At 60.8% G+C, this 4,910-nt stretch carries 4 protein-coding genes and 1 pseudogene; 2 read left to right on the forward strand and 3 right to left on the reverse strand.

Going from position 1 to position 4,910, the window contains the following annotated elements; all coding sequences use genetic code 11:
- The first annotated feature begins 384 nt into the window (after nucleotides 1–384).
- The gene (locus tag ABZX75_RS33805; protein ID WP_355417927.1) at nucleotides 385–1,755 is read left to right on the forward strand and encodes a PAS domain-containing protein; all 1,371 of its coding nucleotides are present in this window, start codon (nucleotides 385–387) and stop codon (nucleotides 1,753–1,755) included.
- Nucleotides 1,756–2,116: 361 nt separating this feature from the next.
- Here the strand turns inward: ABZX75_RS33805 and ABZX75_RS33810 are convergent, their stop codons facing one another.
- The 3 genes from ABZX75_RS33810 to ABZX75_RS33820 form a co-directional block, all read right to left on the reverse strand.
- A complete protein-coding gene (locus ABZX75_RS33810; protein ID WP_355417934.1) occupies nucleotides 2,117–2,830 on the reverse strand; it encodes a peptidoglycan recognition family protein in 714 nt (237 codons plus the stop codon).
- Nucleotides 2,831–3,045: 215 nt separating this feature from the next.
- Complete coding sequence (locus ABZX75_RS33815) at nucleotides 3,046–3,858, reverse strand: IS3 family transposase (RefSeq protein WP_355417937.1); 813 nt, start codon at nucleotides 3,856–3,858, stop codon at nucleotides 3,046–3,048.
- Nucleotides 3,859–3,973: 115 nt separating this feature from the next.
- Complete coding sequence (locus tag ABZX75_RS33820; protein ID WP_355417940.1) at nucleotides 3,974–4,249, reverse strand: transposase; 276 nt, start codon at nucleotides 4,247–4,249, stop codon at nucleotides 3,974–3,976.
- Between the two features lie 272 nt (nucleotides 4,250–4,521).
- Here ABZX75_RS33820 and ABZX75_RS33825 point away from each other — a divergent pair.
- Nucleotides 4,522–4,910: pseudogene (locus tag ABZX75_RS33825) on the forward strand (hypothetical protein); the annotation flags it as partial.

Raw genomic sequence — 4,910 nt, forward strand, 5'->3', positions numbered from 1 at the left:
GTCTCCTACGCACCCTTCACCCGCCCGCTCGACCTGATCGGACTGCCGCTGACCTGCAACGCGACATGATCAATCCGACTATGAATCAGCCCTGGAACAGCACCACCTCCCAATCAGAGAGATCTTCAGACGATCGAAAAGCGACTTTACTCCGCAAGCCTGAAGCCATCACGCTCCGGATCGCCAGCGGCCAGCGCCACCTTTTCATGGCTGACGTCCGCCGCCTCTCTCACAACTAGTGGCGGCCGCAAATTCCCTCACTCATACACCCACTGCGCCCCAAAATTGCACCGTTTGAGTTACGAATCAGATAGAATTCTACCACATCCTCCCCTACTCCACTAAAAGATCCAGATTCCGCGACACTCACGCATAACCAACTTGGTGAGCAATTACGGTCATATGAATTTTGACACTATTTCATCATTGCCCCTCTCCGGCTTTCCCGTCAGGGTGTGGATGACTGATTTAGAGCTCCGTCTCGTCACTTCTCTCGGAAGCCCGGGACTCGACCATCACTTCTCAACCTCGGGTACCACAGTCTCCGGCCATGAGGAGGTCACTTACGACGTAGGCTACCCACAGCATCCAGATGTTTTTGCTCACCTCCGTGCCCGGAACGGAGAGAAAGTCATCTGGCGGACGGGCCCCGAGGGACGCATCCACGCCTGCGTAGCTCCAATTTTGACGGCAGATAGAGAGGTCACAGGAGTCGTTGGATTCGCCGTCGACTTCGGAAGAGCAGCGGAAGAAGAGCGGCGCCGGAAAAGCATGGAGTCTCTCCTGCGGCATCTGTTGCATGCGTTCCCATCCCCCATTTCCGTTCTGGATGGAGGTGGACGCGTCATACTTGCCAATTCGGCATATTTGCACGCAGTGGGAAAAAGCGAAGAGGAAGTGATCGCACGTCGCGAACAACCTCCTATCCTCATCCGCCCCGCTACTACCTCCGAGAATACTACCCACCCTCCCGTTCCCGCCAAGGAAGGAGTTAAGTGGAACGGATCGAACGGTGAGTTGTTCCAATCCAGGATCACACCGCTCGAAAGCGTAGAAGGATCGGACACTTCCATTCACATCGCCCTGGATGTGACGAGAGAGGAGGCTTTCAAGCGGGATCTGGAAAATTGTTCAAACAACTTCGACCTCATCTTTAGCGTCGTCGACCGCCCCCTGGCTATTCTGGACGAGAGTCGCCGGATCCAGCAGGCAAATAACGCCCTCGCGGGAATCTTGAATGTTCCTCCGAGTTATCTACACGGCACGTCAATCGATCGATGGATCGGGGCCTCTTCACGTGAAGGATTTGGCAGTCTATGGCGTAGTGCCCAGGCTGGTTGTCCCAGCAAACTGAACGGAATCCTGTTGCACGGAGAAAATGCCCCAGGCTCCCTGGCCAGCATCTCAGCCTTCCGTGTTCCTGGATTGGGTGGTTCACACCTGGTATTGCTCGTGCTCGGTGAACTGCGCGAACCCTGGGCTGATGTGTCTGCTGCTCCCGCCTGCCGCGAGGTGTCGGAGATCGACGCCAGGATCCTGGAACTACTCGCCACGGGTCATAGTAATTCGGATATCTCCCAGATGCTGCAGCTGAGTCGACAAGGTTTGGACTACCGACTCAAGTTGCTGCGTGTCCAACTCGGGGCCGCCAGCAGAGGCGCACTGGTGGCACGGGCCTACTCGCTCGGACTCTTCTGCAATACGCAGTGGCCGCCCCAGTGCCGCAGGCCGAAAACTGACAGACCCGAGACGTGATGTGGCGCGACGGCCTGCCAGAATTGATTCGCCCTCAACCGGGGGCCACAATAGCCGCAGAAGTCGTGGCCACTGTCATAAAGCAGCAGCGACTTTCGCGTCCAGAGATCCACGCGTAAGGCATCGGGCTGCTATTTGGCGACGGCGACAGCCACTCGTCGGAGTTTTCACGGCTCCATGCGAACGTGGCAGGCGGGCGCCAAACCCACTAGTCCAATGGCATCCGGCTGAAAATCTCCAGCAGTAACGGCGTGAGTCACCACCCAATAGGCCAAAGACGTTCATCAACTCGTTAGGGGTTGGGGCTCACCCAGAAATTTCGGCCCAAGTGAGGCCTCCGTCGGGCATCCGCGTCCAGCACCTAATGAAACAACCATAGCGATTGCGCGGGCTCCTCGAATTCCGTGGGCCCTGTTCCGATGCTCTGCCACTCCCCGCATGTATTGGCAGAGGCCTGCGCGACAGCAGTGCGCAGATCTGGAAGCGTCTCGTAAAGGGCGGTACCCGGGCAAGCCGTGGCATTGAAGTCGCGATGACCGTAGATCTCACTAGGGGACATTCCATACTGACTGCAAATGTATGTGCACATTTCTACGAGCGCTCCATATTGAATCTGGGAGGGTGCTGATTTGCTATAGTTCCCCTCGATCTCGATCCCGATCGCGACGGTGTTCTGGTCGGTACAGTGGGACCCGATGATCAAATTTTCTCCGCGTCTGAGCTCGCGAAGGCTGTGCTCACGACCTTCAAGGAGATGGCCGCCTCGACTAACAGTGAAATGCTGTCCCGTATCGATCCATCCCATCGTCTGCTGGTGATAGCGCTGAATTGCACGGCTCAGAGCATACGCTCGGCTCAGGCTCAGATCCTGTACGTTGGCGGTTGCCGTGTGATGAATGATGATTTTTTTTGGCAACTCCCCAGCGCACCGCACGGGGTGCAGCGGCTCGACCGCGCCCCATGAGACCCTTTCGTGAATGCGCAGTCCCGCGTCGCCCGCAGCAGCGAATGCTGGCCTTACCGTTCTCGAAGGCAGCAGGACGACCCCCGCCGTCAGCGCAAGGCCGGAACGCATGAAGGAGCGTCTGCCCAAGCGACGGTGTAGAGACATGGATCAATTCCTCTCAGGAAAACATATTGACCCCCATGAGATAGGAAGCGTTCCCCGAAGCCCGGCAACGCGCCGATGACAGCGTTAAGAGAACGGAGGATTAAGGCGAATGGAGGGGAGGCCACACCGTCATGGTCTAATACACCAGTTGTCAATCCCCTGGAAACGTGGAGTCTTTTCTATGCGGCTTGGGCCCTGTGGTGGGCTTGGTGGCGTTGCTGGCTGATCATTCGTTCGAACTCCGCGGGCGGGAGTCCGTCGGCACGGGTGTGGCGGCGTCTGGTGTTGTAGAAGTCGGCGATCCAGGTGGCGATCTTCAGCCGGGCCTCGGCCCGGGTGGTGGAGCGGTGCCGGTGGACGTACTCGGTCTTGACCGTGGAGTTGAACGCCTCGGCTGCGGCGTTGTCGAAACAGGACCCCACCCGGCCCATGGACTGGACCACGCAGAGGCGGTCGCACAGGCTGTTGTATGCGGCGGAGGTGTATTCGCTGCCTCGGTCGCTGTGGAAGATCACTCCGCCCACGTCACCGCCCCGGCTTGCGGCGGCCATCTGCAAGGACGCGCTGACCAGAGCTGCGTCGTGATGGGCGTCCATGGCGTAGCCGAGGCAGCGGCGGGAGAAGAGGTCGATGACGGTGGCCAGGTACAGCTTGCCCTCCCCGGTGTCGGTCTCTGTCATGTCTCCCACCCAGAGCACATCGGGAGCGATCGCGTCGAAGTGCCGGCCGACCAGGTCACGGGCGGCGGGCCGCTTGCCCTGCCGGGTCAGGTTCCGGCGCTTCTTCGGCTCCCGGCCGTACCAGCCCCGCTCGGCCATGATCCCGGCGACCGTGTTCACCGACACCTGCCAGCCCTCGGCCCACAGACCCAATGTGATCCTGGGCGAACCGTAGATCCGGCCCGAACGGATGAAGAAGTGTTCGATCCGCTCGGTCAGCGCAGCCCGTCTGACCTCACGCTTCGTTGGGTTCGCGGGCCTGGGGCTCGCCATTTGTAGTACCAGGCCGGTGACACGCCGAGCGCGCGGCAAGCCACGGTGTGCGGGATCTTCTCCTCGGTCCTGCAGTCGCTGATCACCCCGACGAGTACCGCCGGGTGGGTCTCAGCTACTTCACCCACAGGACCATGCATCGCTTGAGGACATCACGCTCCATCCCAAGCTCGACGGTCTCCTTGCGCAGCCGCTGATTCTCCGCCCGAAGCCGGGCCGGTTCCTCCCGTTCGGACTCCTCCAACGGGCCCGTGCCCGTCTCCGCGACCCCGCGGGCCCGGCTCACCCAGGTCCGCAGTGTGCCCTCGTGCACACCCAGATCTCGCGCGACCTCCGCAGCCGGCTTCCCTGGCTCCAACACGATCCGCACAGCTCCCTCACGGAACTCCACGTCGCTTCCCCACCCTCAACTCCCTATCGGGTCACGACTCCACGCTACGAGGGGAAGCACACTAGGGGCCCAGCTCAATTGATGGAACACGGGGAACTACGGGAACACCACTGGCCAGCCCCCCAAGGCTACCTGCGCCTGTGAACCGTTTTAACCCGCCCATGGGACGGTAAAACGTTCGGTGTAACTCCTGATCAAGGAAGATGCGCCGAAGACCATCGAGAATGTGACCGAGTCCGCGACCGCCGGGTAGGTCGCCGCCGGCGAAGGCCGTGGACGACCACCTGATCGACGAGTGGGTGGGCCGGGCTCAAGCCGAGGACCTGCAACTGACCGGCGAGGGCGGCTTCAGGCTGACGAGCGGCTGCTGGAGTCTGCCCTGGAGGGTCAGATCACCGATCACCTTGGCTGACAAGCATGACCCGGCCGGGAAGAGCGGTGGTTACCCCCGCAATGACACTCGGGCCAGACCGTCCTCACGGACATCGGCCCGGTTCGTGATAGTCATCCCCAGTGACCGCGAGGGGTCGTTTGAGCCGGTGAACGCGGTGATCTCGTTGGTTTTGTCCGGCACCCGCAGCTGGCTGACGGTCCGGCCGGCGGCCGTGACAGCCGACAGGAGGTGGGCGGCCGGAGCGGTTTCGGTGCGTGAGCCGCGGGC

It is taken from the genome of Streptomyces sp. NPDC003038 (genome assembly GCF_040611115.1).
Classification (GTDB): domain Bacteria; phylum Actinomycetota; class Actinomycetes; order Streptomycetales; family Streptomycetaceae; genus Streptomyces.

What these genes read in the sequence shown, in the direction of transcription:
- ABZX75_RS33815 (WP_355417937.1), bottom strand. Translation starts at nt 3,858, where the DNA reads ATGGCGAGCCCCAGGCCCGCGAACCCAACGAAGCGTGAGGTCAGACGG.
- ABZX75_RS33810 (WP_355417934.1), bottom strand. Translation starts at nt 2,830, where the DNA reads ATGCGTTCCGGCCTTGCGCTGACGGCGGGGGTCGTCCTGCTGCCTTCG.